Source organism: Haloferax sp. Q22, assembly GCF_001482285.1.
Taxonomy (GTDB): domain Archaea; phylum Halobacteriota; class Halobacteria; order Halobacteriales; family Haloferacaceae; genus Haloferax.
Map to the genome: position 1 here is coordinate 182,980 of NZ_LOEP01000016.1, position 22,285 is coordinate 205,264.

Consider the following 22,285-nt stretch of genomic DNA (forward strand, 5'->3'; position numbering starts at 1 on the left):
GTCAGTCGTCAGACGGTTCTGGTGCCGCGTTGGCGTCCGCGTCTTCGACGTCGAGCGAACCCATGCGCAGGTCCACGTCGCCGGTGCCGATCGCGATCGGCTTGCCGACGATGACGTTCTCGATGACGCCGTCGAGGTCGTCTTCCTCGCCGTGGATGGCGGCGTCGAGCAGGTGGTTGACCGTGACCTCGAACGCGGCGCGGGCGAGGACGGAGTCCTTCGACCCGGAGATACCGTGGCGACCGATGGACTCGATGGTCCCGTCGTTCGTCATGATGTCTGCGACGAGCATCAGGTGGCGGATGTTCACGTCGTCGAGACCCTGCTCGCGGAGCGTGTTCATCGTCTCGTCGATGATCGCCTCACGGGCGGCCTCGATGCCGAGCTGCTTGTGCACCTCGTGGATGTTGTTCGAGGTGGTCCGGGAGGCGTCGACGCCCTCGATGGCGAGCGCGTCGCCGAACGCCGAGCCCTCGGTGTAGAGGACGAACTCCTCTTCGTCGGTGTCCTCGTTGTTCTCCTTGCGGATGACGACGCGGGAGACCTCCTCGATGCCCTTGAACACGATGTCGCGCAGTTCCTCGACGAGTTGGAGGAGCCGGCGGTAACTCGGGCTCTCGGGGCCGAACTCGATGAGCGTCCCCTCGCGGCGGGTCTTGATGCCGAGCGCGTCCTCGATGGTCTCGGCGATTTCGCTCGCGACGACGCCCTCGTCGTCGTAGGTCGGCCAGCGCTCGAGGAGCGTCTCGTCGTTGAGGTCGATCTGGACGACCATGTCGGCAACGTTGGTCGAGATGTCGCCGAGCGCCAGAATCTTCGTGGACTCGATGTTCCAGACGACCTGGTGGGCGAGTTCGCGGTTGTTCGCGTACTCGTCTTCGAGGTACACCGTCATCATCGGCGTGTCGGGGGTCTTCCGCGCGTCCACCAGTTCGATGAGGCGCGGCAGCCCCTGCGTGACGTCGATTTCGGCGACGCCCGCGTAGTGGAACGTGTTCATCGTCATCTGCGTCCCCGGCTCACCGATGGACTGCGCCGAGACCGTCCCGACGGGGTCGAGCGGGTCGACGCGGGTGTCGAGGTAGCGCGCCTCGACGGCCTGCGCGATTTCGCCGGCCTGTTCGAGCGAGACGCCCTCGCGCTCTTCGATGGTCTGGTAGATGCGGTCCTTCAGGCGTCGAGACAGCTCTTTGGACTCGACGACGTCGACGATGGCGTCGTCGACGAACTCGTAGTCGGCGGTTGCGTCGTGCTTAGTCATCGGATTCGACCCCCGCACGGGCGTCGACACGCGGTTCGGCGTGCTCGGAGAGGTTGGTCGGCGGTTCGCGCTCGCCGAGGAAGCGTTCCTTCTCCTCGTTGGAGCTGAACTCCGAGGTGAGGATGCGGTCGGCGATGTTCTCGACGTCGATGGGGTTCTCGTCGTCGGACGAGACCTTCACCGGACTCGTGCCGTCTTCGCCGAACTCGAACTGAACGATGGTCCCCGACGTGTCGCGGACGGAGCCGTCGTACTGTGCCTCGAGTTCGGAGAGGGCGTTGATGAGACGACGCTGCAGGTACCCGGACTTCGAGGTACGGACTGCGGTGTCGACCAGCCCTTCGCGGCCACCCATCGCGTGGAAGAAGAACTCGCGCGGCGTGAGGCCGGCGCGGTAGGAGTTCTCGACGAAGCCGTGGGCCTCGGCCGAGAGGTCGCCTTTCTGGTAGTGGCTCAGGGTGCGGCCCTCGTAGCCGCGGTTGATGCGCTCGCCCCGAACTGCCTGCTGGCCGACACAGCCGGCCATCTGGGTCAGGTTGAGCATGGACGCACGCGCGCCGGACTTCGACATCACGACCGCGGGGTTGTCCTCCTCGAAGTGATCCTCCGCGATTTCACCGGCGGAGTCGCGCGCCTTGCCGAGGCGCTGCATGATCTTCATCTCCAGCGTCTCGTCGACGGAGCGACCCGGCAGGGACTCGAGTTCGCCCGCCTCGTAGATTTCGATGAGTTCCTGAATCTTGTCGTAGGCGGCGTCGATGGCCTCGTCGACCTGCGCCGTCGCCTCGTCCGGGATGGACTCGTCGTCGATACCGATAGACAGCCCGAAGTGCATGATGGCGCGCATCGCGAGCGAGGCAATCTCGTTGATGAAGATGCGCGAGCGCGTCTTCGAGTAGTCCTTGGCGAGGGCGTCGACGATTTCGCCGCCGAACGCGCCGACTGCGTCCTCGTCGATGGTGCCCTGCGTGAGTTGGCCGTCCTCGATGGTGACCGTGTCGCCGACCTTCGAGGTGAACTCCATGTTCAGGTCGTCCGGCAGGAGCTCGGAGAAGATCTGCTGGCCGGTCCAGTAGGGCTGGCCGTTGTCGTTTTCGCCCGCGGGCTCGGGGAGCGTGTCCACGCGCGTCGCGCGGAGCAGGTCGAGCGCCTGCGTCTCGACGAACTCGGGGTTGTCGTGAGTGAGCAGGTAGGTGCCCGAGATGTGGTCCTGAATCGCGCCGATGATGTTCTCACCGAAGCGCGGCGAGAGAATCTGCTCTTGGACGCGCATGAGGACGCGCGCCTCGGCACGGGCCTCCTCGTTCTGGAGGGCGTGCATGTTCATCTCGTCGCCGTCGAAGTCGGCGTTGTACGGCGGGCAGACGACGGTGTTCAGGCGGAACGTCTTGTACGGCATCACGACGACTTCGTGCGCCATGATGGACATCCGGTGCAGCGACGGCTGTCGGTTGAAGATGACGATGTCGCCGTCGACGAGGTGGCGGTTGACCTCCCAGCCGAGTTCGACCTTCTCCGCGAGTTCCTCGCAGTTCTTCTCTGTCACCTTCAGGCGGCGACCGTCCGGGCGGCGGACGTAGTTCGCGCCGGGGTGGCTCTCGGGTCCGTTACGGACGTACTGTCGAGCCTCGTCGATGTTACGCTCGGTGACGTTCATCGTCTGGGTCATCTCGGACGCGACGCGGTCCGGGACGCCGACCTCGTTCAGAGAGAGCGTCGGGTCCGGCGAGATGACGGTACGCGCCGAGAAGTTGACGCGCTTGCCGGACAGGGAGCCGCGGAAGCGACCCTCCTTGCCCTTCAGGCGCTGACTGAGCGTCTTCAGCGGGCGGCCGGAGCGGTGGCGCGCCGGCGGCGTGCCCGAAATCTCGTTGTCGATGAACGTGGTGACGTGGTACTGGAGCAGTTCCCACAGGTCCTCGATAATCAGCTGCGGGGCACCCGCCTCGCGGTTCTCCATGAACCGCTGGTTGATGCGGATGATGTCCACGAGCTTGTGGGTCAGGTCGTCCTCGGAGCGCTGGCCGTTGTCCAGCGTGATGGAGGGACGCGCCGTGACCGGCGGGACGGGGAGGACGGTCAGAATCATCCACTCGGGGCGCGACCGGTCGGGGTCGATGCCGAGCGTGATGAGGTCCTCGTCCGGTATGTCCTCGAACCAGTCGCGGATGTCCGAGGGCATCAGCTTGTTCATGTCCTCTTCGGTGAGGTCGAGGTCAAGCGCCTTTTCGAGCGCCTTGCGGTCGTCGCCGACCGGGCGGAACTCGCCGGCGAGCACCTGGTTGACGCGCTCGGCGTCGAGTCCGGTCTCGTTGGCGAGGGTGACGGGGTCGACGCCCTCGTCGTCCTCGTCGTCGGGGTCCGGCTGCATCGCTTCGGCGATGCGCTCGGAGTAGTCCCCGGCGAGCACGTTCTGGACCTCGTAGTAGGTCGTCGGCTTCTCGTGTTTGATGTCGTGCTGCGGCGAGCCGCAGTGGGGACAGCGGTGGGCCTTGCGGGCCTGCCGGACCGCCGACTTCATCACGTCGCTCCAGTCGTCGCCGAGTTCCTTCGTGCGACCGAGCTTGTCGCGGTACTCGTCTGCCTCCTCCTGGGTGAGCGAGAGGCGACCGCACTCGCGACACGTCGAGCGGAGCAGGCGGCGGATGAGCTTCGTGAAGCCGACGTGGATGACGGGCGCGGCCAGTTCGATGTGGCCGAAGTGCCCGTTACACGACCCGGAGTGCTGGCCGCAGGTGCGGCACTGCAGCCCGGGGTCGATGACGCCCAGCCGCGGGTCCATGAGACCCATGTCGATTGGGTAGCCGTCGTCGTCGTAGGTGTCCGCGGTGATGACCTTCGTCGCGGACATGTCTCGGTACGTCTCCGGGTCCATCAACCCGAACTGGATGCTGCCGATTTCTTTGGGTGTCTGAATTGACATGAGTGGTTAGACCGCGTCCTTCAGTTCGATTCGCGGCCGGACGCCGAGCGCGACCATCTCGTCGAGGAGCAGCTTGAACGCGTAGCTGATCTCGATCTCGTGGATGTTGTCCTCGTCGCCGGTGACCGGGTCGTAGATGCGGCGCTGGTCGCGGTCCTCGACGGCGACCATGCCGGTGTCGGCGGAGATGTAGACCTTCTCCTTGTCGGAGGAGTCGAGCAGGCGCTCCTGGAGCACCATCGCGGCACCGTGGCCGATGACGGTGTCACGCTCCATCTCCCCGAGACGGAGGCCACCCTCGCGGGCGCGCCCCTCCGTCGGCTGGCGGGTGAGCACCTGCACGGGACCGCGTGAGCGGGCGTGCAGCTTGTTGCTCACCATGTGGTACAGCTTGTGGTAGAAGATGATGCCGACGAAGATTTCGGCCTCGATCTTCTCGCCGGTGACGCCGGAGTACATGACCTCCTTGCCGGAGGACATGAACCCGCGCTCTTCGAGCGCCGAGCGGAGTTCCTCTTCGTTTTCGCCCTGGAAGGCGGTGCCGTCGACGCGGCGGCCTTCGAGCGCGCCGACCTTGCCGCCGAGCATCTCCAGCACGTGGCCGACCGTCATCCGCGACGGCAGGGCGTGCGGGTTGAGCACGAGGTCGGGAACGACGCCGTCGGCGGTGAAGGGCATGTCCTCCTGGGGTGCCAGGTGGCCCACGACGCCCTTCTGTCCGTGACGGGACGCGAACTTGTCGCCGAGTTCCGGAACGCGCTGGTCGCGGACGGACACCTTGGCGAGTTTCGAGCCGTCTTCGCCCTCCATGAGGGTGACCGTGTCCACGACGCCGGACTCGCCCGAGCGCATCGTGACGGAGGTCTCGCGGCGCTTCTGCGGCGAGAGCCCCGCCATGTCGTCGGGTTCCTCGAGGAACCGCGGCGGCGAGGTCTTGCCGAGCAGCACGGAGTTCTCGTCGACGACCGTCTCGGGGTTGACGAGGCCGTCCTCGTCGAGGTGCGAGTACGCGTCTTCACCGCGCGCGCCGCGCACGTCCTGCGACGGAATCTCGAAGCGGTCTTCCTGACCGCCGGGGTAGCGGCGCTCTTCGCCCTCGTAGGTGCGGAAGAAGTGCGAGCGGGCGAGGGCGCGTTCGACGGACCCCTTGTTCATGACGAGCGCGTCCTCGATGTTGAAGCCCTCGTAGGACATGACGGCCACGACGAAGTTCTGGGCCGCCGGTCGCTCGTCGAACCCGATCTGCTCCGTGGTCTGCGTTTTGACCATCGAGAGCTGCGGGTAGTGCATGAGGTGCTGACGGGTGTCCGGGCGGATTCGGTAGTTCGCCGCGGGCAGCCCGAGGGACTGCTTCATCATCCCTGCACCCATCGTAATGCGGGGCGAGGCGTTGTGTTCCGGGTACGGAATCATCCCGGCACCGATGCCAAAGATGAGCTGCGGGTCGATTTCGAGGTGCGTGTGGTCCTCGTTGAGTTCGTCCTCGTCGACCGCGACGTAGATGTCCTCTTCCTCCTCGGCGTCGATGAACTCGACGAGTCCGCGCTCGACGAGGTCGTCGAAGTCGAGTTCGTTGTTGTCGAGCGCCTCGACGTGGTCGTCGTCGAGGAGCGGCTCGCCGTCTTCGACGACGATGAGCGGACGGCGGGCGCGGCCCGCGTCGGCGTTGATGATGACTTCGCGGGTGCGCTCTTTGACGGAGACGTTCACCATCTGGCTCACGTCGCCGCGGCGGCGCGCCTCTCGGATCTGTGCCGCGAGTTGGTTGGGGTCCGGGTGGGTCCCGACGAGACTACCGTTGACGTATACTTTCGCTTCTCGCTGTGCCTGAGCCATGTTAGTCGTCCGCGGGTGTGGCGTCGACGCTGTCGATGCCGGGAATACCCTCGACACCCATCGACGCGAGTTCTCGTTTCAGCGACTGTTCGTCTTCGACGTTCTGGGAGAGCTCCATCGCCTGCGCGAAGTTCTTCACCAGTCCACAGTTCGGTCCCTCGGGGGTCTCGGAGGGACAGATGCGACCCCACTGGGTCGCGTGCAGGTCGCGCGCCTCGAAGTGCGGCTGCGACCGCGACAGCGGACTGCGAAGGCGGCGAAGGTGCGACAGCACACCCATGTAGTCGGTGCGGTCGACGAGCTGGGAGACGCCGGAGCGGCCGCCGACCCAGTTGCCCGTCGCGATGGGGTGTTCGAGCCGCTCGGTGAGCACGTCGGACCGGACGACGGTGTTGACCGTCAGGTTCCGGTTCCGCATGTTGGCGCGTTCGAGCTGGTACTTCACGTCGCGCGCCAGCTTGTTGAGCGCCGTCCGGAAGAGGTCCTTCATGAGGTCGCCGGAGACCTTCAGGCGCTTGTTGGCGTAGTGGTCCTTGTCGTCGGAGTCGCGGCGCTGCAGCGCGAGTTCGAAGCACGCCTCGGCCATGCGACAGAGGTAGTACGCCTTGTTCATGCGCACTTCCTCTTCCTCCGCGCCCTCCTCGTGGAGGTGCGGGAGCAGGTAGCGGTCGATGACGTAGTTGGCGCGCTTGAGCTGGTAGTTCTTGCCCTGCCCGCCGGCGACGCGCTTACCGAGCGCCTCGATGGCCTGTTCTTGGGTCTGCACCTCGGCCTCCTCGAGGTTCTCGAGCATGAACTTCACAATCTCCGGGTCGTCGGAGACGCGGTGGACGATCTCCTCGTCGGATTCGAGGCCGAGCGCGCGGACGAGCGTGACGAAGTTGACGCTCCCGGAGACGGACGGGAACGACACTTCGAGGAGCCCCTCGCGGTTGCGCTCGCAGAGCACGAGCGCGCGGTAACCGCGGCGCTGGCTGAACGTCTTCGCGACCTGAATCTCGTCGCCGTACTTCGTGTCGTACTCGGCGAGAATCTTGTTCGGTGCCAGGTCCTCCGAGGTCATGAGCACGCGCTCGGAGCCGTTGACGATGAAGTAGCCACCGGGGTCGACGGGGTCCTCGCCGATTTCGACGAGATCCTCGTCGGAGAGCTCCGCGATGTTACACTTCGAGGAGCCGACCATGATGGGCATCCGGCCGACCTTCGTCTCGGCGGTGTCGACGACGACCTCCTCTTCTTCCTCGCCGCCGCGGACGATGGACATCTCCATGAACACGGGGGCGGAGTAAGTGATGTTGCGCAGGCGCGCTTCCTGCGGGAAGAGCAGTTCCTCGGAGCCGTCGGCCTCGCGGACGCGGGGCGTCTCCACGCGGACGCCACCGAGTTCGACGTAGACGGGTTCCTCGCCCTCCTTGTCGCCGATGTCGGTCTCGATGGTCGCCTTCTCCTCGACGACGTCCATCATGCCGCGTTCGAGGAACGCGTTAAACGAGCGGAAGTGGTGTTCAGCGAGCCGTTCTTCAGAGAAGTACTTGCGAGAGACCTCGCGTCGCGCTTGTCGGTTCATTCGATCACCAGTCGGTATACGACTGCTTTGTCTGTCGTTCGAGAGTTCCGAACGATCTTGATGACGTCGCCGGGCTCTGCGTCCTCGGGGAGCGCCGGGTCCTTCAGCTTGATCTTCGGGAGGTTCGTCTTCTCGACGTTGTACTCCTGTAACACGTCCTCGACGGCCTCGTCGTCGAGTTTCGTGTGTTCCGGAACCAGTTTGTGTTGGCTTACGTCTACCATGTATGGTGCTGCTGGGTGCTGGAAGAAGCTGTCACGGGATACTACGGCTGATTTTGGGACGCACCCATTTAACACTTGCCAACTGCCTCGAAGAAAGGCGGCGCTATCGGAGGTCACGCACCGGAGATGCGCGAATCGTCACGTGTTGGCATGGGGTATCCCAATATAAATGTCTTCGGGGCAAGAATCGCGGTACCGCGGGCCAAGGGCAACCCAGATGGTAAGTCTTATCTATAAACCTCGGCTACGGATGAGTGCAGACGGAGGGCCCGGGTGGTGTAGTGGCCCATCATACGACCCTGTCACGGTCGTGACGCGGGTTCAAATCCCGCCTCGGGCGCTCTCCGTACCGCAAACTCACTTCAGTAAGCCCGGGTGGTGTAGTGGCCCATCATACGACCCTGTCACGGTCGTGACGCGGGTTCAAATCCCGCCTCGGGCGCTTTTCCGAACGTTACAGGCCAAGCGACGCGTCTTGTCGCGTCGTGACCCCCAACGTGCTGTAAACGCCCAGACAAAGGGATTTGAACACGAACAGTCGTATGCCCGCACAGCGACCGAAGGGAGCGAGCAGGAACGTCTGTGAATGGGTTCAAATCTCGGCGAGACGAAGTCTCGCCGACGTGCCACTCGCTCCGCTCGCGGCACTCCCGCCTCGGGCGCTTTTCCGAACGTTACAGGCCAAGCGACGCGTCTTGTCACGTTGCGACCCCGACGTGCTGTAACCGCCAGACAGAGGGATTTGAATCGGGGAGCAATGCGAACGGAGTGAGCGGAGCGACCGAGGTTCAAATCCCGCCTCGGGCGCTTCTCTGATTTCAACTCCTCCAGCGAGGCGTCTCGTCGCCGAGCGACAGCGAGTGGAATCTGTAAGCGGTGACAGGTGGGATTTGAACCAAGGAGCGACGCGAGCGCCAGCGAGCAAAGCGACCGAGGTTCAAATCTAGGACTCGCCACCGCCTGAGAGCCGGAGACGCGTCACTACCGCCATATTCTCGCGTGACGTCTGTACAGTATCGTGAACAGCACAACGGATGGGCGAGTCGTCGTCGTAACCGGCGCGAACGAGGGTATCGGCTACCACACGCTGACGGCGCTCCTGAAGAAGGGATATCGGGTCGCCGGACTCGACATTAACGTTGACAATCTCCGGCCGCTTCAGGAGGCGTCTCCCGACCGCGTCCGCGTCTACGAGTGCGACGTCACGAACGATGACGACGTGGAGGCGGCGGTGGCCGAAATTCTCGACGAGTGGGGGCACATCGACATCCTCCTCAACAACGCGGCGATATTCAACTTCGGCCTGTTCGACGACCGAACGCTCGACGACACGCGCGAAGAGTTCGAGGTGAACTACTTCGGCTACCTCCGGATGATACGGGCCGTTCTACCACACATGCGGGCCCGGAACTCCGGGCACATCCACAACGTGAGCTCCGGCGTCGGACTCGTCGGCACGCCGGGACTATCGGGGTACGCGTCGACGAAGGGCGCAATCGAGGCGTTCACCCGGTCGCTTCGGATGGAACTGCAACGCGAGAACGTCTCCTGTTCCGTGATGCACCCACCTTACACCGCCACCCGGTCGGCGGCCCGACTCGGGCTCCCGTCGTCGATGATGAGTGACCCCGAAGACGTAGGGCGGAAGTTCGCCGACAAAATCGAATCTACCCGCCTCGTCGTCACCGCCGACCTGACGACCAGAATCGGGCTGTACCTCGCCCGCCGCTTCCCGTTCATCGTCAAGCGGGGTACCAAGCAGTTCCTCGACGAGCGCGAGGCGACCGCCGAATCAGTCGGGCGGTGACGGGCGCGAGCGCCGGACTCACCCGACGAAGCCGCCGACTGCTCCGCCAATCGCCACGCCGACCAACGCCGCAACGAGCGTCCCGAAGGCGTACCGCACCGCCGTATCGTAGTCGCCCGCGTCCGCGAGTTCCGCGACGCCGACCGCGAACGAGGAGAACGTCGTGAAGGCCCCGCAGAATCCGGTTCCGGCGAGCGTCACGGCCGCGTCGCCGACGGGCGCGGAGACGAGAAAACCCAGCGCGACGCTCCCGAGGACGTTGACGGTGACGGTGCTCCACTTGCCGACGACTCGCTGGTCGACAGTGTGCCGGGCGACCGCGCCGGCCATCCCGCCGACGCCGACGAGGGCGGCCGAGAGAAGCGAGAGAGTCATTGCCGCCCTCCGAACGCGAGGCCGAGCGCGGCGGCGGCGAAGCCGAGCACGTAGTTCGCGCCGACGTTGAGCGCGCCGCCCATCGGCGACAGCGACACGGTCTGGACGGCGAACGTGCTGTACGTCGTGAACGACGAGAGCAGCCCGGTCCCGAAGAACAACTGCGCCCGGCGGGAGGAGACCGACGTGATGAACGTCCCGAGGAGGAAGCTCCCGAGGACGTTCACCGCGAGCGTGCCGCCCGCACCGGGAATCGCGACGGAGACGCCGTAGCGCAGTATCGCGCCGGCGAAGCCACCGAGGGCGACCAGCGCCAGTTCCGAGCGGTCCATACGGCTGTTCTCCGGCCAGACTACTCCATGGTTTCGGAACGGTCACCCTCGGGGACCGCCCGTGGCGTCGCGCCGCCGTCTGGCGTCTCTCGGGGACGCACCCGAACGTCGTGGACCGTCTCCGTGGTGTCGTCGACGACGAGGGCGCAGCCGCGTTCGCGCGGGAGCCGGGACCGGAGCGACTCGTCGAAGTACGTCGGGTCGGCGGCGGCCATCGCCGACACGTCGGGGCCAGCGGTGAGTCGGTGGACGACCCGGAGGTCGGCCTGCGAAACGGCGACCTCGGGGAGCGCGGAGGGTCGCTGGGTCGCGAGAACGACGCCGACGCCGGGGGCTCGCCCGCGCGTGAGAAGCGTTCGAAGCGCGGCGTCCGCGAGACCGCCGACGAACGCGTGAGCCTCGTCGAGAAGCACCCACGGAATGCGAGAGACCGAACCCGCGACGCGGGCGTCGTAGAGGCCGCGGGCGACGACGCGGACGACCGCGCTCGCGGGGGTCTCGTCCAGCCCGGAGAGGTCGAGCACGTCGGGTGCGGGACCGCAGAGCGACCGTGGGTCGAGCCCGTCGGGGTGGAACACGTCCCACGAGTCGGCGAGTGCGAGGTGGTTCGCCGCGGCTCTGCGCGTTTCGGGTGCGGTGTCGGCGTCGTCGACCGCTCCGCGCATCGCCAAGAGCGAGTCTTCCTCGGCCGCGAGTCGCCACACGAGCGACCCCGCGGGGCCGGTCGGGTCGAGACCGAGCAGGTCCGGCCACGCGGTCGGCGGGAGCGCGTCGGCGCGGACAGTCGGCGCGTCGTGGACTGTCCCGTCTATCGGCGACTCGGCGAGCCCCCCGAAGACGCCCATCGGGTCGATGACGACCGGTGCGACGCCCACGGCGCGCGCCAGTCCCTCGGCGACGACGCCGAGCGTGTGGGACTTCCCGCTGCCGCGCTTGCCGACGACGACGGCCGCGTGCGGGCGGTTCACGTCGAGGCCGACGGCCGCCCCGTCGCTCCCGTCGCGGGCGCGGTAGTTCCCGAACCGGCAGACTGGACTATCGTCGTCCGACTCGCGACCGATGATGTGCATGGGACGGGTTGGTCCCGTGATGCGACTTGAACCCCGGGACGAGGGTTTATATACGAACCCGCGGCCAGACGGCCCATGCTCGATACGTTTCGGTCAGACACGCGCGCCATCGAAGGGCTCCCGGTCCGTCTCGTCGTCGCTCTCGTGGTCGGCGTCGCCAGCATGAGCGTCATGCTCAACATGCTCTCGGGAGTGCAGGGCCTCGCCACCTCGGAACTCGACGTGAAGCCGGCGCCCGACGTGGTCGGCCCGGGCGCACAGGACCTCGACTTCACCGTCGTCGACCACGAAGGAAACCCCGTCGAGGGCGCGACGGTTATCGTGAAATCTGGAACCGCAGAAATCGACGGCGTGGCGACGGCGAAGACCGGCGGCGGCGGGGCAGCGACTGTTCACGTCGACGCCGAACTCGGTGCGAACCGCGAGGACGGAACGCTCGTCGTGGACGTGAAACCGCCCGCAGGGAGTTCGTTCGTCGACCGTCGCGAGAACACGAACGTGCTCGTCGTTCAAGACTGGGCGCGGTACTCGGAGTCCTAAACGCAGAAACCGCGGGCCGCGACCTCAGCGTTCGGGGTGCGTCGCCGCGTCGAATCCACCGCGAACGAGCGGTTTGGCGATGTGTCGGCGGGCGCACGGCGGCACCTCGTACCAGCCGAGTTCGAGGTCACGGTCGACCGCCCGCTCGACTTTGCCGGGCGCGTCGGTCCCGCAGTCGCGACACCGGTAGCCCTGATTCCGTCCGGCACTTTTCATCGTCCGCCCGCAGTCGGGACAGACGGGCGTCGCGGGTTCCGTCCGAACGAGGTCGCGGACCGCGAACTTCTCCAGTTTGAGCGTCCCGTCTCCGACCTCGCCGCAGGCGGTGAGCGCGTCGCCGACGCGGAGCGCCCGCACTCGGTGTCGGAAGCGCTTCGTCGGTTCGAAGGCGGCGACGGAGACCGTCGAGTCGCCGGCTTCGAGGTCGAAAAAGACGTGGCCGCCGGCGCGCGTCTCCGGGCCGGAGGCGACGGTCCCGGCGACGCGGTAGGCGCGGCCGTCGCGGAGGTCCGAGACGACGCCGTCGCGGAGGTGCGCGTCGGTCCCCTGGTTCGTGAGAAACGTCGCCGAGCGGTCGATGGGCTCCGAGTCGATGGCCGCAGCAACCTCGCGGACGGTGTCGGCGTCGTCGCCGCGGATGCCGTGGAGAATCGGCCCCGGCGCGTTCGGCACGCAGACGGCCTCGCCCTCCTCGCGGTCCACGGTGTCCCACGCGTCGGGATACGCCGCGTCGGCGGCGTCGAAGACGGAGTCCAAATCGACCTCGCGGGGCGTCCCGCAGCGGTGGAACTCGCGGTAGGAGATGTGTTCGTAGGTCCACTCGTCGAAGGCGGCCCACGCGCCGACGGCCGCGAGCGAGCCGATGCGGCCCCGCCCACCGTGCCAGCCCTCGGTCAGGAACCCGGAGCGCTCGGCGAGGTCGACCGCGGCGTCGAGGTCGTGGAAGTCGCGGACGGCGTCGCGGGCGAAGTCGGCGACGGCGGTCGAAACCGTGTCGGCGGACCCCGGCGCGACGACGATGCCCGGACTGGTTCGGTCGTCGTCGAGGACGGCCCAGCGGTCGAGTTCCTCGCGGGCGAGGTCGAACGCCGCGCCTGCGGGGAGGTCGGTGTGAATCGCCAGCGCCGCGTTCCCGCGGGTCTTGTGTTCGACCGCCGGGTTCAGGCGGACGAGAAGTCGTCGCTCGACGTTCCCCCCGTGGGCCTCGACGGCCTCGGCGACGAGCGTCGCCAGGTAGGTCGTACACATCCCGAGGGTGCGGGAGTCGGTGTCGTCGAGGCCGATGACGGTCATCGGCGGAGATTGCCGGAGGGCGCAGTAACGCCTTTCGGGTCGGTCGCGGCTATATAAATGCGGCATCGAGAAGGGATACACGTCGGCGAGGGCGACGATACCGGGGAAAACGCTTTATGGGCCGAATCGCTTATTGCCCCCTATGTCCCGGTCAGCGCTGGTTGGTAATGTCGCCGCGATGCTCCAAGACGCGGGCTTCGTCGTGAGCGACCGCATCGCCATCCGGCCGAAGAGCTTCGACCTCGCCGCCCGCAGGGGTGAGGACCTGTTGCTCCTCAAGATACTGGGGAACATCGACGCGTTCGACGGCATCACCGGCTCCGAGATGCGACGCCTCGGTTCGTACCTCGACGCCACGCCGTTGGTCGTCGGGCTTCGGACCCGAGACGAGGACCTCAAACCCGGCGTCGTCTACTTCCGCCACGGCGTGCCGGTGTTGAACCCCGACACCGCCATGGACCTGTTCGTCGAGGAGGTTCCCCCGCTCATCTACGCCGCCCCCGGCGGACTGTATGTGAGCCTCGACGGCGACGTGCTCGCCGAAGAGCGGCAAGAACGCGGGTGGAGCCTCGGACAGCTCGCGACCGAGCTCGGCGTCTCGCGGCGCACCGTCTCGAAGTACGAAAACGGCATGAACGCGAGCATCGAAGTGGCGATTCACCTCGAAGAGCTGTTCGACCGGCCGTTCTCGAACCCGGTCGACGTGCTCACGGGCGCGGAGGACGTGCGCGACGCCGAGCCGACGCCCGACGACCCCGACGTGGACCCCGACGACGAACACGTCCTGTCGGTGTTGACGCGCGCCGGCTTCACCGTCCACCCGACCGCCCGCGCACCGTTCAAGGCCGTCAGCGAGGACGCCGGACGCAAGAAGGAGACGAACGTCCTCACGGGTCACTCGTCGTTCACCAGGAGCGCCGAAAAGCGCGCCCAAATCATGTCTTCGCTCGGCGAAATCACGCGGACGCGCTCCGTCTACTTCGTCGAGGAACAGCAGAAGCGCGAGTCGGTCGACGGCACCGGCATCGTCAGCTGTGAGGAACTCGCCGCCATCGACGACCCCGACGAGATTCGCGACCTGATTCGCGAGCGGACCCGCGACCCCGCAGAGAGCTAACCGCAGGGTCGCGGCACGCTATCGTGCGGTTAGTACTATGGTTATCATCGTCGCCAGCGTAGCGGTTGCTATGTCGAACGTGCGAGGGCCGAACGGGAACGACGGGGTGAGTGAGAAATCGCGGGCCGCCGTCGAAACGCTCGCGGCCGCGGCGTGGCGCGAGGCCGCGTCGTGGCCGGCGGTCGAGCGGACGGTGCTTTTCGGCTGCCCGTCGTTTCGGGCGAACGGGACGCTCTTCGCCGTCGTCTCCGAGCAGGGGCTCTCGCTTACGTCGCTGTCGGCCGAGTCGCGAGCGGCGGTGGCGGAACGACACCGCGTCCTGCCGTTCGAGGCGAACGGTCGCGTCGTCGGGTCGTGGGCGACCGTCGATATCGAACCGAGCCGAATCGCCGAACTCTCGGACGCGCTCCGCGCGAGCTACGAGGCGGCTGTGGGTCGAAAACGAGAACAGTAAGCGAGAGCGCGACGCTCACCGTGGGACGAACCGGACGGAGGGGACGGAGTTACGCCGCCGAGCCGTAGGTCTCTTCGAGGTAGTCGACGATATCGTCGCTCTCGGGCATCCCCTCGACGCCGTGTTCCTCGTCGACGAGGACGGGGACGCCAGTCTGGCCGCTTACCTCCTCGACCTCCGTGCGCTCGGCGTGAGCGCTGGGGACCATCTGCGACTCGTATTCGAGGTTGAGTTCAGCGAGCTTGTTCTTCACTTTCGCGCAGTACGGACAGCCCTGCAGTTCGTAGAGGACGAGTTGAGACATCGCTCGGAGGTATGGAGTCCGAGCGGAAAAACGCGGCGGTGGTGTGTGTCGCGGACGCATCGGAGAGAAACGCACGCCTGCGGGGGGACCGAGCGGTCGCGAGCGGCGCCTCAGACCTGCGCTTGCAGCATGCCCGAGGTGCGGATGACGAAGTAGAGGAAGAACGCGACGGCGAGTGCCCACTGGCCGGCACTGACCTCGTCGTACTCACCGGCTGCGACCTTCACGAGCGGGTACGAGACGATGCCCGCCGCGATGCCGTAGGCGATGGAGTACGTGAAGGGCATGACGAGGATGGTCATGCCGGCGGGGATAGTGACGGTGATGTCGTCCCACGCGACGTCGACGACGTTGCGGAGCATCACGACGCCGATGACGACGAGCGCGATGTGGGAGGCGTACTGCGGGATAGCAGTTGCGAGCGGGACGATGGCGAGCGAACCGAGGAACAAGAGGGCGACGACGAGCGCGGAGAGGCCCGTGCGGCCGCCCTCTTCGACGCCGGTGGCGGACTCGATGTACGTCGTGACCGTCGAGGTGCCGAGCATCGCGCCCGCGGTGGTGCCGACCGCGTCGGCCATGAGCGGCTTGTCGATGTCGGGGAGGTCGCCGTTCTCGTCGAGGAAGCCCGCGACCTGACCGACGCCGACGAGGGTGCCGGCGGTGTCGAAGAAGTCGACGAAGAAGAACGTGATGACGATGAGGGCGAAACTGAACGCCTCGACGTTGCCGAAGCCGGAGATGAACGCGCCTGCGAGGGGCGTGATGTCGTAGGTGGCGGCACCTCCACCGGGCATAACGAGGTCAACAGCACCAAGCAGAGGGAGCGAAATCGTTGTCGTCGTTGCACCTACGACCAGACCCGCATCAGGAGCAACGAATCCGAAGGCAGTAACTGCCCATCCGACAATCGCCGTGCCGGCGATGCCGATGATAATCGAACCTGGAATACCTGCGGCGTAGAGCGCGAACGTGAAGAACAGGCCGACGATGGAGACGATGGCGACGGGGTTCGACGCGAGGTCGCCCATCGTGATGAGCGTCGCATTGTCGTTGACGACGATGCCCATCGCCTGTAACCCGATAATCGCTAAGAACAGCCCGATACCGGTTCCGACGGCCATCTTGACCGGTTCGGGGAACACCTTGATGATGGCTTCCCGCGCGCCGACGGCGGTGAGCGCGATGAAGATGACACCCTCGACGAAGACGGCCGCGAGCGCCGTCTGCCACGGGACGCCTAACGCGCCGACGACGGTGAACGCGAAGAAGGCGTTCAGGCCGAGGCCCGGCGCTTGCGCGAAGGGTCGATTGGCGTAGAACGCCATAACCATAGTCGCGATGGCGGCCGCGAGGATGGTGACGACGGCGAGCATGGACTGAACCTCCCCCGGCGTGTACCCGGCGATGGCGATGCCGTCGACGCCCTCGATGTACGGTTGGTCTGTGAGAAGCGACGGGTTGACGACGACGATGTACGACATCGTGAGGAACGTCGTGATGCCCGCGAGAATCTCGGTCCTGACCGTGGACCCGTGTTTATGCACGTCGAAGTAGTTTGCGAGGGTTTCAGAGAGCCCCATGATGCACGACTAAGCATACCCACGATTGCACACATAAGCATTACCATCCTCCCGAACAGAATTATCCACGGACGTGAGTTAAACTACCTATTCAGTGTGTGAGAACGGCACAGAAGTGCCTATTTCCCCACCAGTTGTAAGTGAACTAACGAGTTTTGAACCGTTTATTCGAGCGACCGCGGGAGCGCCTCAGTCGAAACTGCTCAGCGCGCCGACCGGGGCGTCGGTGAGCTCGCGGGCGCGGTTCGTCCCCTCGTCGCCGACGGCGATGAGCGCGAAGACGCCGGCGATGTCGGCGTCGGCCTGCAGCGCGATGTCCAAGAGGAGTTCCTGCGTCTCGCCCGAGCGGATGAGGTCGTCGACGACGAGGACGCGCTCGCCGTCGTCGATGGCGCTGGCGGGGAGGTAGTAGGTGAGTTCGATGCCGGACGCGAGGCGCTGGCGCGACTCGATGAAGTCCTCGACGGCGGTCTCTTTCGACTTCTTCGCGTACGCGAGGCGCGCGCCGAAGTAGCTCGCCATCGCCGCGCCGAGGGTGATGCCGTCGGTCGCCGCGGTCAGAATCACGTCGGGCCGTTCGAGGTTCAGTGTGTTCGCCGCGACGGGCGCGACGAGGTCGAGGAACGACTGGTCGAAGACGACGCCGGAGTTATCGACGTAGCCTTCGTCGTCGAATCGGACGCGGGCTTCGAGTTCGTCGGCGAGCGCGTCGCGGCCAACGCCCTCGACGACCTCGCGGGCGCGTTCGACCCCGGGCAGGACGTGCCCGTTGACGTAACGGTTGAGGTCGCCGGCCGGCAGTCCCGTGAGTTCGGCCAGCTCGTCGTACGTCCGGGTCTCTTTGAGCATCCGGAGCACGGAGACAGCCTGCAACTGGAGTGCGGCCTTCTCTGCTCTGTTCATGCCTCCGCCTTCGTACTTGCACAAAAATGAATACTTCGATTGCCGATTCCGAGTGAATTAGTCACAAGCGTGTATTAGCGGTCGGCGTCAGCCAGCAGGTCCTCGGCGGTGAGAAGCGACTCCAGTTCGATGTCGTGTTCGGCTAACAGCTCGGCTGCGCCCTCCTGTCGGTCCACGACGACGATGACGCGGTCAACGACCGCGCCGGCCTCGCGGAGCGCCTCCACGGCGTCGACGGCGCTCTGGCCCGTCGTCGCGATGTCTTCGAGGACGACGACCTCCTCGCCCTCCTCCAGTGCGCCTTCGATTCGCTTTGCCGTCCCGTACTCCTTCGCCTTCTTGCGGGCGATGACGTACGGCTTGTTCGTCTCGACCGCGGTCGCGGCCACGAGCGGGACCGCGCCGAGCGCGACGCCGGCCAGTTTGTCGTCGTCCGCGACGCGCTCCGCGAACGCCTCGGCGATGAGCTTCAGACACCGGGGGTCGGTCTCGAAGAGGTACTTGTCCACGTAGTAGCTCGACGTGCCGCCGTGAGAGAGCTCGAACTCGCCGAACTGGACCGCGTCGGCGGCTCGGAGCGCCTCGATGAGTGCTGTGTTCGCCATCTTGTTTCGAGAGGGTTCAGGGAGGCGCTTAAGCGGGTTGGTTCGGGGTGAGCGGCACAAATAGTCGGCCGTACCCGAGAAATAGATCACCCTACCTATAAGAGAAGATATGAATTCGTTCTCCGACCCGGACCACCTGTGGAACCGAGTTGAAGTTCCGTTCGACGACGAAACGAGACAGCTTCCTTCAGAGGCGTTCGAGTCAGTTGCTGAGAGGGTCGACAGCCACGCAGTTGTCGGTATAACCAACGCCAAGGGAGACGTGCTGCTGCTGGACGATGGTTCTCACGGGTGGACACTTCTCGCCTTCCCTGTGGAACACGGCAAAGACTGGCTGGTTGTGGCTCGACAGGAAACCGGGTCACTTCTCGATACCTCAGTCGTCTTAGAGAAGGTTGAGTTCGTCCGCTGTATCGAGTTTCAATCCGCGGACGAGGACGACGGACGCACCACGATGCACAACGTGGTCTTTCGTGTTTCATATCTGATGATGTAGTTATTGGGGAGACACAGAAACAGGAAGACCGGGTGCTTAGCTGGTTTGCAGGAGTTCCTGAGGAACAGGAAGGAGACGTTGCCGACGATATTCGACAGTTCGTGGAGAACTGACGTGTCGAGGTCCGGTTGAACCGGTTCAGCAATCGTTCTGTTACTGTACCGCGAACGAGGCCGAAGGCCGAGTCTCGCGGCCTTTTTTCCTCCAGGTTTTTCAAGGAGCGGGTCGCCGGAGGCGACCCCGACGCAGAAAAAAGTGGGTCACCAGGGCTCGTTTTTCAGCCCGAGGAGGTACGCGCCGACGTTGGTGACGACGTGGAGCACGGGCGTCATCACGAGCACGACCGCGAGCACGGGCAGGGTGAACGTCGCCGAGAACCACCCGGGCGCGGCGACCAGCGCGAGGACGAGCGCGCCGACGACGAAGTCGAGTTGGTCGAGACCGGGGAACGCGGCACCGCGCTCGCGGCCCGAGCGGCGCTTGAGGAACGACGCGCCGATATCGCCGAGCATCGCGCCGAGCGCGAGGCCGAACCCGGCGGCGAGCGGGAACGTCGGAAGCGAGACGCCGAGCGCGCCCGAGACCGCGGGCCCGACGGCGTTGAGGGCGACGGCGAGGAGCGTCCCGGCCAGCGTCCCGGCGGCGGTGCCGCGCCACGTCTTTCCGTCCCCGAGGACGCGCCGGCCGCCCCACGTGCGCCCGCCGTCGATGGGACGACCGCCGCCCGCGAGGACGGCGGCGTTGTTCGGCACGTACGCGGGCAGCATCGCCCAGAAGGCGGTGGCGACGAGAGAGACGACCATACCGACCCGTCGGCGGCGAGGAATGTAAGTTCCGACGGTTCGTCGCCGGGCGAGGCGCCGGAGTCGTTCGATTTCGCGTCCGAATCGATGATAACCCTCAATAGCTGAGGGTCGTAATCGTTCGTTATGATTCCGCCCATCGCGAGCAGGTTCGTCGCGGGAGAGTCCGCGGCGGGAGCGCTCGACCACGCCCGACGGATGAACGACGACGGCGTGGCGGTCATCCTCAACCTCCTCGGGGAGCACTACGACGACCGCGCCCCCGCGGACGAGGACGCGGCGGCCTACGTCCGGCTCGTCGAGGACATCGCCTCGACCGGCATCGACGCCTGCGTGTCGGTCAAACCCTCACAAATCGGCCTCGACGCGGGCGACCACGTGTTCGAGGAGAACTACCGGCGCATCGCCGAGGCGGCCGACGAGCACGGCGTCTTCCTGTGGTGCGACATGGAGGACCACGAGACGACCGACGTGACCCTCGACGCCTTCGAGGAACTCGCCCGCGAGTTCGACGGCGGGATGGGACTGTGCGTGCAGGCGAACCTCAAGCGCACGCCCGACGACCTCGAACGCCTCGCCGACGTGCCGGGGAAGATTCGCCTCGTCAAGGGCGCGTACGACGAGCCCGCCGCGGTCGCCCACAAGCAGAAATCGGCGGTGAACGAGGCGTACAAGGAACTCCTCGCGTACCTGTTTCGGGAGTACGACGGCGGTATCGCCGTCGGGAGCCACGACCCCGAGATGATAACCTACGCGCGCGACCTCGGTGCAGAGTACGACCGCGACTACGAGGTGCAGATGCTCATGGGCGTGCGCGAGGACGCCCAGCGCGAACTCGCCGCCGACGGCGTCGAGGTGTGGCAGTACGCGCCCTACGGCGACAAGTGGTTCTCGTACTTCTATCGCCGGGTCCGCGAGCGCAAGGAAAACGCCCTGTTCGCGCTCCGGGCCGTCGTCGGCGTCTGAGCGAGCGCTGGAACGCGGCGCGTGTCTCTCGTCCCACACTAGAAATCCCCTTATGCCCGCGGGTTCACGTACCCGATATCAATGTCCTCGTGGAGACGCGACTTCGCCAGCGGCCTCGTGGTTCTCGTTCCGCTCATCGTCATCCTGTACATCCTCGCCTTCTTTTATAACGGAATCACGTCGATTCCGTACGTTGCGACAATTCTTTCCACCGACGGGACGGTGACGCCGCTTTCGGAGGCGCTCGGATTTGTCATCTCCATTATTATTTTCCTGCTGTTAGTCCTCTCGGTCGGCTACCTGATGCGGACGACGGCCGGCCGCCTGCTCGAATCCGGCCTCGACGCCTCCATGAACAAAGTCCCGCTCGTTCGCGTCGTCTACAACGCTTCTAAGCTCGCGGTCGAAACCGCGCTCACCGGCACCGAAGACCTCCAGAAGCCGGTCCGTCTCGAAACGTGGCCGGGCATCCGAATGACCGCGTTCAAGACCGGGAAGAAGACCAAAGACGGCAAGGAGATCGTCTTCATGCCGACCGCGCCGAACATCACCACCGGGTTCGTGATGGAAGTCGACCCCGAAGACATCGAGGAGACCGGCGAGAAGGTCGAAGAGGCCCTCACGCGCGTCCTCTCGGCCGGATTCGCAGAACAGGACCACGTGGACGAGTTCAACATCGAAGTGACCGAGGAGTCCGGCGACGGGCGCGTCCCCAGCAACGAGTAAGGATTCGGCGGCGGCGGCCGTCGCTATCGGGACGCGGCGGTACAGTGACGTGAAAAGGAAGCTCGTTTTCGCGGGCGTCTACGGCTACTGCTCGTCGACGTAGGTGAACCACTCTTCGTGGTCGTCGGTGCGACGCTCCACGAGGTCGAAGAAGGCGGTCTGCAGCTCCTCCGTGACCGGGCCGCGGGTGCCCTCGCCGATGACGACGTTGTCGACCTTGCGGATGGGAGTCACTTCGGCGGCGCTGCCGGTGAAGAACAGCTCGTCGGCCGTGTTGAGTTCGCCGCGGCTGATAGTCGCGCTGTCGTCGACCTCGTAGCCGCGCTCGCGGGCGAGCGTGATGACGGTGTCGCGGGTGATGCCGTCGAGGATGCTCTGGGAGAGACCGGGGGTGTAAATCTTCCCGTCGCGGACCATGAAGATGTTCTCGCCGGGGCCCTCGGCGACGTTGCCCTCCTTGTTCAGGACGATGGCTTCGACGTAGCCGTTGCGGCGGGCTTCCTCGCCCGCGAGCATGGAGTTCACGTAGAGACCGGTCGTCTTCGCGTTCGTCGGAATCTGGCTGGAGGCGTGCTTGCGCCACGACGAGACCATCACGTCGACGCCGTTTTCGAGCGCGTCCTCGCCGAGGTAGGTGCCCCACGGCCACGCCGCGATGGCGACCTCGGTCGGGTTGTCCTTGGGGCTGACGCCGAGCGAGTCGTAGCCGTAGAACGCGATGGGACGGATGTAGCCGCCGTCGAGGTCGTTGCGCCGGATGACCTCCAGCGTCGCCTCGGTGAGTTCCTCGCGCGTGTAGGGAATCTCCATGTCGTAGGGCTTCGCGGACTGATAGAGCCGTTCGAGGTGCTCCTCCCAGCGGAAGATGGCCGGGCCGCGGTCGGTGTCGTAGGCCCGAACCCCCTCGAAGACGCCCGTCCCGTAGTGGAGACCGTGAGTGAGGACGTGCACCGTCGCGTCCTCCCAGTCCTTGTACTCTCCACTCTGCCAGATCGTCGAGACATCCATCTCTTCAAATCCCATGTAGTGGCCTTCGGCGGCCCCCCTCTAAAATCATGACGACCCGACCACCGCCGCCCCCGGCGTTTTGTTCGCGGGCC

22 protein-coding genes and 2 tRNA genes are annotated in these 22,285 nt (G+C 65.7%); 9 read left to right on the forward strand and 15 right to left on the reverse strand.

Going from position 1 to position 22,285, the window contains the following annotated elements; all coding sequences use genetic code 11:
• Position 1: 1 nt before the first annotated feature.
• From rpoA2 to AM590_RS06395, 5 genes are read right to left on the reverse strand one after another with little or no spacing between them, the layout of a single operon-like run.
• Complete coding sequence (gene rpoA2 / locus AM590_RS06375; RefSeq protein WP_058826738.1) at positions 2 to 1,261, reverse strand: DNA-directed RNA polymerase subunit A''; 1,260 nt, start codon at positions 1,259 to 1,261, stop codon at positions 2 to 4.
• Complete coding sequence (locus tag AM590_RS06380) at positions 1,254 to 4,184, reverse strand: DNA-directed RNA polymerase subunit A' (protein WP_058826739.1); 2,931 nt, start codon at positions 4,182 to 4,184, stop codon at positions 1,254 to 1,256. Before AM590_RS06380 ends, rpoA2 begins: the two co-directional genes overlap by 8 nt.
• A gap of 6 nt (positions 4,185 to 4,190) precedes the next feature.
• The gene (gene rpoB, locus AM590_RS06385; RefSeq protein WP_058568216.1) at positions 4,191 to 6,020 is read right to left on the reverse strand and encodes a DNA-directed RNA polymerase subunit B; all 1,830 of its coding nucleotides are present in this window, start codon (positions 6,018 to 6,020) and stop codon (positions 4,191 to 4,193) included.
• Between the two features lies 1 nt (position 6,021).
• Positions 6,022 to 7,587: a DNA-directed RNA polymerase subunit B'' gene (locus AM590_RS06390; protein ID WP_004969057.1), complete on the reverse strand. Its 1,566-nt coding sequence runs from the start codon at positions 7,585 to 7,587 to the stop codon at positions 6,022 to 6,024.
• Complete coding sequence (locus AM590_RS06395) at positions 7,584 to 7,811, reverse strand: DNA-directed RNA polymerase subunit H (protein ID WP_004044577.1); 228 nt, start codon at positions 7,809 to 7,811, stop codon at positions 7,584 to 7,586. The genes AM590_RS06390 and AM590_RS06395 overlap by 4 nt, the downstream gene beginning before the upstream one ends.
• Before the next feature lie 267 nt (positions 7,812 to 8,078).
• Between AM590_RS06395 and AM590_RS06400 the strand changes: the two genes are divergently transcribed.
• From AM590_RS06400 to AM590_RS06410, 3 genes are all read left to right on the forward strand, one after another.
• Positions 8,079 to 8,151 (forward strand) — tRNA-Asp (locus AM590_RS06400).
• Between the two features lie 29 nt (positions 8,152 to 8,180).
• Positions 8,181 to 8,253, forward strand: a tRNA-Asp gene (locus AM590_RS06405).
• Between the two features lie 573 nt (positions 8,254 to 8,826).
• On the forward strand, positions 8,827 to 9,618 hold the full coding sequence (locus AM590_RS06410) for an SDR family NAD(P)-dependent oxidoreductase (RefSeq protein WP_394329095.1): 792 nt from the start codon (positions 8,827 to 8,829) through the stop codon (positions 9,616 to 9,618).
• An 18-nt stretch (positions 9,619 to 9,636) separates the two neighbouring features.
• Here AM590_RS06410 and AM590_RS06415 read toward each other — a convergent pair whose 3' ends face one another.
• Genes AM590_RS06415 through AM590_RS06425 form a run of 3 tightly spaced genes read right to left on the reverse strand, consistent with a single transcriptional unit; the run spans position 9,637 to position 11,395 of the window.
• Positions 9,637 to 9,993, reverse strand: a complete 357-nt coding sequence (locus AM590_RS06415) for a CrcB family protein (RefSeq protein WP_058826740.1) — start codon at positions 9,991 to 9,993, stop codon at positions 9,637 to 9,639.
• A complete protein-coding gene (locus AM590_RS06420; RefSeq protein ID WP_058826741.1) occupies positions 9,990 to 10,325 on the reverse strand; it encodes a CrcB family protein in 336 nt (111 codons plus the stop codon). The genes AM590_RS06415 and AM590_RS06420 overlap by 4 nt, the downstream gene beginning before the upstream one ends.
• Before the next feature lie 20 nt (positions 10,326 to 10,345).
• A complete protein-coding gene (locus tag AM590_RS06425; RefSeq protein WP_058826742.1) occupies positions 10,346 to 11,395 on the reverse strand; it encodes an ATP-binding protein in 1,050 nt (349 codons plus the stop codon).
• A gap of 75 nt (positions 11,396 to 11,470) precedes the next feature.
• On the opposite strand from AM590_RS06425, the gene AM590_RS06430 reads away from it, so the two are divergent.
• On the forward strand, positions 11,471 to 11,935 hold the full coding sequence (locus AM590_RS06430; RefSeq protein ID WP_058826743.1) for a hypothetical protein: 465 nt from the start codon (positions 11,471 to 11,473) through the stop codon (positions 11,933 to 11,935).
• 24 nt (positions 11,936 to 11,959) lie between these two features.
• Here AM590_RS06430 and AM590_RS06435 read toward each other — a convergent pair whose 3' ends face one another.
• Entirely contained in the window at positions 11,960 to 13,228 is a 1,269-nt protein-coding gene (locus tag AM590_RS06435) for a tRNA(Ile)(2)-agmatinylcytidine synthase (RefSeq protein WP_058826744.1), read from the reverse strand.
• A gap of 142 nt (positions 13,229 to 13,370) precedes the next feature.
• On the opposite strand from AM590_RS06435, the gene AM590_RS06440 reads away from it, so the two are divergent.
• Both AM590_RS06440 and AM590_RS06445 read left to right on the forward strand, forming a co-directional pair.
• Positions 13,371 to 14,345, forward strand: coding sequence for a transcriptional regulator (locus AM590_RS06440; RefSeq protein ID WP_058826745.1), 975 nt, complete (start codon positions 13,371 to 13,373; stop codon positions 14,343 to 14,345).
• 70 nt (positions 14,346 to 14,415) lie between these two features.
• Complete coding sequence (locus tag AM590_RS06445; protein ID WP_058826746.1) at positions 14,416 to 14,799, forward strand: MmcQ/YjbR family DNA-binding protein; 384 nt, start codon at positions 14,416 to 14,418, stop codon at positions 14,797 to 14,799.
• Between the two features lie 49 nt (positions 14,800 to 14,848).
• On the opposite strand, the gene AM590_RS06450 is transcribed toward AM590_RS06445, so the two are convergent.
• From AM590_RS06450 to pyrE, 4 genes are all read right to left on the reverse strand, one after another.
• A complete protein-coding gene (locus AM590_RS06450; protein ID WP_058826747.1) occupies positions 14,849 to 15,103 on the reverse strand; it encodes a glutathione S-transferase N-terminal domain-containing protein in 255 nt (84 codons plus the stop codon).
• 110 nt (positions 15,104 to 15,213) lie between these two features.
• The gene (locus AM590_RS06455) at positions 15,214 to 16,686 is read right to left on the reverse strand and encodes an NCS2 family permease (RefSeq protein WP_058826748.1); all 1,473 of its coding nucleotides are present in this window, start codon (positions 16,684 to 16,686) and stop codon (positions 15,214 to 15,216) included.
• Between the two features lie 189 nt (positions 16,687 to 16,875).
• Entirely contained in the window at positions 16,876 to 17,589 is a 714-nt protein-coding gene (locus tag AM590_RS06460; RefSeq protein ID WP_004969046.1) for a phosphoribosyltransferase family protein, read from the reverse strand.
• Positions 17,590 to 17,663: 74 nt separating this feature from the next.
• Positions 17,664 to 18,194 carry an orotate phosphoribosyltransferase gene (pyrE, locus tag AM590_RS06465; protein ID WP_058826749.1) on the reverse strand — a complete coding sequence of 177 codons (531 nt, stop codon included), beginning with the start codon at positions 18,192 to 18,194 and terminating at the stop codon, positions 17,664 to 17,666.
• A 109-nt stretch (positions 18,195 to 18,303) separates the two neighbouring features.
• Between pyrE and AM590_RS06470 the strand changes: the two genes are divergently transcribed.
• Positions 18,304 to 18,690, forward strand: coding sequence for a hypothetical protein (locus tag AM590_RS06470; protein ID WP_058826750.1), 387 nt, complete (start codon positions 18,304 to 18,306; stop codon positions 18,688 to 18,690).
• Positions 18,691 to 18,950: 260 nt separating this feature from the next.
• Here AM590_RS06470 and AM590_RS06475 read toward each other — a convergent pair whose 3' ends face one another.
• Positions 18,951 to 19,493, reverse strand: a complete 543-nt coding sequence (locus AM590_RS06475; RefSeq protein ID WP_058826751.1) for a CDP-2,3-bis-(O-geranylgeranyl)-sn-glycerol synthase — start codon at positions 19,491 to 19,493, stop codon at positions 18,951 to 18,953.
• A 126-nt stretch (positions 19,494 to 19,619) separates the two neighbouring features.
• Between AM590_RS06475 and AM590_RS06480 the strand changes: the two genes are divergently transcribed.
• Positions 19,620 to 20,459, forward strand: a complete 840-nt coding sequence (locus AM590_RS06480) for a proline dehydrogenase family protein (protein WP_058826752.1) — start codon at positions 19,620 to 19,622, stop codon at positions 20,457 to 20,459.
• Positions 20,460 to 20,540: 81 nt separating this feature from the next.
• The gene (locus AM590_RS06485) at positions 20,541 to 21,185 is read left to right on the forward strand and encodes a DUF502 domain-containing protein (RefSeq protein ID WP_058826753.1); all 645 of its coding nucleotides are present in this window, start codon (positions 20,541 to 20,543) and stop codon (positions 21,183 to 21,185) included.
• 84 nt (positions 21,186 to 21,269) lie between these two features.
• On the opposite strand, the gene AM590_RS06490 is transcribed toward AM590_RS06485, so the two are convergent.
• Positions 21,270 to 22,208 (reverse strand): branched-chain amino acid transaminase, encoded by a 939-nt coding sequence (locus tag AM590_RS06490; protein ID WP_042663448.1) that lies wholly within the window; start codon positions 22,206 to 22,208, stop codon positions 21,270 to 21,272.
• Positions 22,209 to 22,285 lie beyond the last annotated feature (77 nt).

Coding starts and splice junctions, on each gene's coding strand:
- rpoA2 (WP_058826738.1), bottom strand. CDS start 1,261: ATGACTAAGCACGACGCAACCGCCGACTACGAGTTCGTCGACGACGCC.
- AM590_RS06380 (WP_058826739.1), bottom strand. CDS start 4,184: ATGTCAATTCAGACACCCAAAGAAATCGGCAGCATCCAGTTCGGGTTG.
- rpoB (WP_058568216.1), bottom strand. CDS start 6,020: ATGGCTCAGGCACAGCGAGAAGCGAAAGTATACGTCAACGGTAGTCTC.
- AM590_RS06390 (WP_004969057.1), bottom strand. CDS start 7,587: ATGAACCGACAAGCGCGACGCGAGGTCTCTCGCAAGTACTTCTCTGAA.
- AM590_RS06395 (WP_004044577.1), bottom strand. CDS start 7,811: ATGGTAGACGTAAGCCAACACAAACTGGTTCCGGAACACACGAAACTC.
- AM590_RS06415 (WP_058826740.1), bottom strand. CDS start 9,993: ATGACTCTCTCGCTTCTCTCGGCCGCCCTCGTCGGCGTCGGCGGGATG.
- AM590_RS06420 (WP_058826741.1), bottom strand. CDS start 10,325: ATGGACCGCTCGGAACTGGCGCTGGTCGCCCTCGGTGGCTTCGCCGGC.
- AM590_RS06425 (WP_058826742.1), bottom strand. CDS start 11,395: ATGCACATCATCGGTCGCGAGTCGGACGACGATAGTCCAGTCTGCCGG.
- AM590_RS06430 (WP_058826743.1), top strand. CDS start 11,471: ATGCTCGATACGTTTCGGTCAGACACGCGCGCCATCGAAGGGCTCCCG.
- AM590_RS06435 (WP_058826744.1), bottom strand. CDS start 13,228: ATGACCGTCATCGGCCTCGACGACACCGACTCCCGCACCCTCGGGATG.
- AM590_RS06440 (WP_058826745.1), top strand. CDS start 13,371: ATGTCCCGGTCAGCGCTGGTTGGTAATGTCGCCGCGATGCTCCAAGAC.
- AM590_RS06445 (WP_058826746.1), top strand. CDS start 14,416: ATGTCGAACGTGCGAGGGCCGAACGGGAACGACGGGGTGAGTGAGAAA.
- AM590_RS06450 (WP_058826747.1), bottom strand. CDS start 15,103: ATGTCTCAACTCGTCCTCTACGAACTGCAGGGCTGTCCGTACTGCGCG.
- AM590_RS06455 (WP_058826748.1), bottom strand. CDS start 16,686: ATGGGGCTCTCTGAAACCCTCGCAAACTACTTCGACGTGCATAAACAC.
- AM590_RS06460 (WP_004969046.1), bottom strand. CDS start 17,589: ATGAACAGAGCAGAGAAGGCCGCACTCCAGTTGCAGGCTGTCTCCGTG.
- pyrE (WP_058826749.1), bottom strand. CDS start 18,194: ATGGCGAACACAGCACTCATCGAGGCGCTCCGAGCCGCCGACGCGGTC.
- AM590_RS06470 (WP_058826750.1), top strand. CDS start 18,304: ATGAATTCGTTCTCCGACCCGGACCACCTGTGGAACCGAGTTGAAGTT.
- AM590_RS06475 (WP_058826751.1), bottom strand. CDS start 19,493: ATGGTCGTCTCTCTCGTCGCCACCGCCTTCTGGGCGATGCTGCCCGCG.
- AM590_RS06480 (WP_058826752.1), top strand. CDS start 19,620: ATGATTCCGCCCATCGCGAGCAGGTTCGTCGCGGGAGAGTCCGCGGCG.
- AM590_RS06485 (WP_058826753.1), top strand. CDS start 20,541: ATGTCCTCGTGGAGACGCGACTTCGCCAGCGGCCTCGTGGTTCTCGTT.
- AM590_RS06490 (WP_042663448.1), bottom strand. CDS start 22,208: ATGGGATTTGAAGAGATGGATGTCTCGACGATCTGGCAGAGTGGAGAG.